We start from the raw sequence: 1,594 nt of genomic DNA, 5'->3' as shown, positions 1-1,594 counted from the left end.
GGCGCCTCTTCGTCCTTGTTGATCGCGACGATCACCTTGGAGTCCTTCATACCGGCCAGGTGCTGGATCGCGCCGGAGATACCGACGGCGATGTACAGCTGTGGCGCGACGATCTTGCCGGTCTGGCCGACCTGCATGTCGTTCGGCACGAAGCCGGCGTCGACGGCCGCGCGGGAAGCGCCGACCGCGGCACCGAGCTTGTCGGCCAGGGCGTACAGGTGCTTGAAGTTGTCACCGTTCTGCATGCCACGGCCGCCGGAAACGACGATCTTGGCAGCGGTCAGTTCAGGACGGTCGGACTTGGCCAGTTCTTCGCCGACGAACGACGATTTGCCTGCATCGTGAGCCGCGGCAACGGTTTCAACCGCAGCCGAGCCGCCTTCAGCGGCAACCGGGTCGAAACCGGTGGCGCGCACGGTGATGACCTTGACCGCGGCGTTCGATTGCACGGTGGCAATGGCGTTACCGGCGTAGATCGGACGCTTGAAGGTGTCAGCGCTTTCCACCGAGATGATCTCGGAGATCTGGTCGACGTCCAGCTGCGCGGCAACCCGTGGCAGGATGTTCTTGCCGTTGGAAGTGGCGGCAGCCAGGATATGGCTGTAGCCCTTGCCCAGCTCGGCAACCAGCGGCGCGACGTTTTCCGGCAGTTGATGGGCGTAGGCGGCATTGTCGGCCACCAGCACTTTCGACACGCCAGCGATTTTCGCGGCGGCTTCAGCCACCGCGCCAACGCCCTGGCCTGCGACCAGCACGTGAATGTCGCCACCGATCTTCGCGGCGGCGGCCACGGTGTTCAGGGTGGCCGGGGCCACGACCTTGTTGTCGTGTTCGGCGATTACCAAGATAGTCATGATCAGATTACCTTCGCTTCGTTTTTCAGTTTCTCGACCAGTTCTGCAACCGACTTGACCTTGATCCCGGCGCTGCGCGCAGCCGGCGCTTCGACTTTCAGGGTCTTGTTGGTGGAGGCGGTGGAAACGCCCAAAGCATCCGGAGTCAGCACTTCAAGCGGCTTCTTCTTGGCTTTCATGATGTTCGGCAGGGACGCATAACGCGGCTCGTTCAAACGCAGGTCGGTGGTGACGATGGCCGGCAGGCTCAACGATACGGTCTGCAGGCCGCCGTCGATTTCGCGGGTCACGGCAACCTTGTCGCCGGACACTTCGACTTTCGAAGCGAAGGTGCCTTGGGCGTAACCGCTCAGGGCCGCCAGCATCTGGCCGGTCTGGTTGTTGTCGCTGTCGATGGCCTGCTTGCCGAGGATCACCAGCTGTGGCTGTTCCTTGTCGACAACGGCTTTCAACAACTTGGCCACGGCCAGGGAAGTCAGCTCTTCAGCCGATTCAACCAGGATCGCGCGGTCGGCACCCAGGGCCAGCGCGGTGCGCAGTTGCTCCTGGGCGGTGGACGGGCCGACGGAGACGACGACGATCTCAGTCGCCACGCCTTTTTCCTTCAGACGTACCGCTTCTTCCACTGCGATTTCGCAGAACGGGTTCATCGACATCTTGACGTTGGCGAGGTCGACGCCGGAATTGTCCGCCTTGACGCGGACCTTGACGTTGTAATCGACAACGCGTTTGACAGCTAC

2 protein-coding genes are annotated in these 1,594 nt (G+C 62.4%); both read right to left on the bottom strand.

All coding sequences use genetic code 11. The annotated features are described in order from the left end of the window. The coding region (locus tag M5B96_RS32295; protein WP_248801203.1) for an electron transfer flavoprotein subunit alpha/FixB family protein at window positions 1-854 on the bottom strand (854 nt) is incomplete at its 3' end. A 2-nt stretch (window positions 855-856) separates the two neighbouring features. After that, on the bottom strand, window positions 857-1,594 hold a 738-nt coding region (locus M5B96_RS32290; RefSeq protein ID WP_248801201.1), incomplete at its 5' end, for an electron transfer flavoprotein subunit beta/FixA family protein.

It is taken from the genome of Pseudomonas sp. MWU13-2105, assembly GCF_023242315.1.
GTDB lineage: Bacteria > Pseudomonadota > Gammaproteobacteria > Pseudomonadales > Pseudomonadaceae > Aquipseudomonas.
The sequence above is the reverse complement of the archived record's forward strand: the minus strand, read 5'-3'. Positions and strand labels throughout refer to the sequence as shown.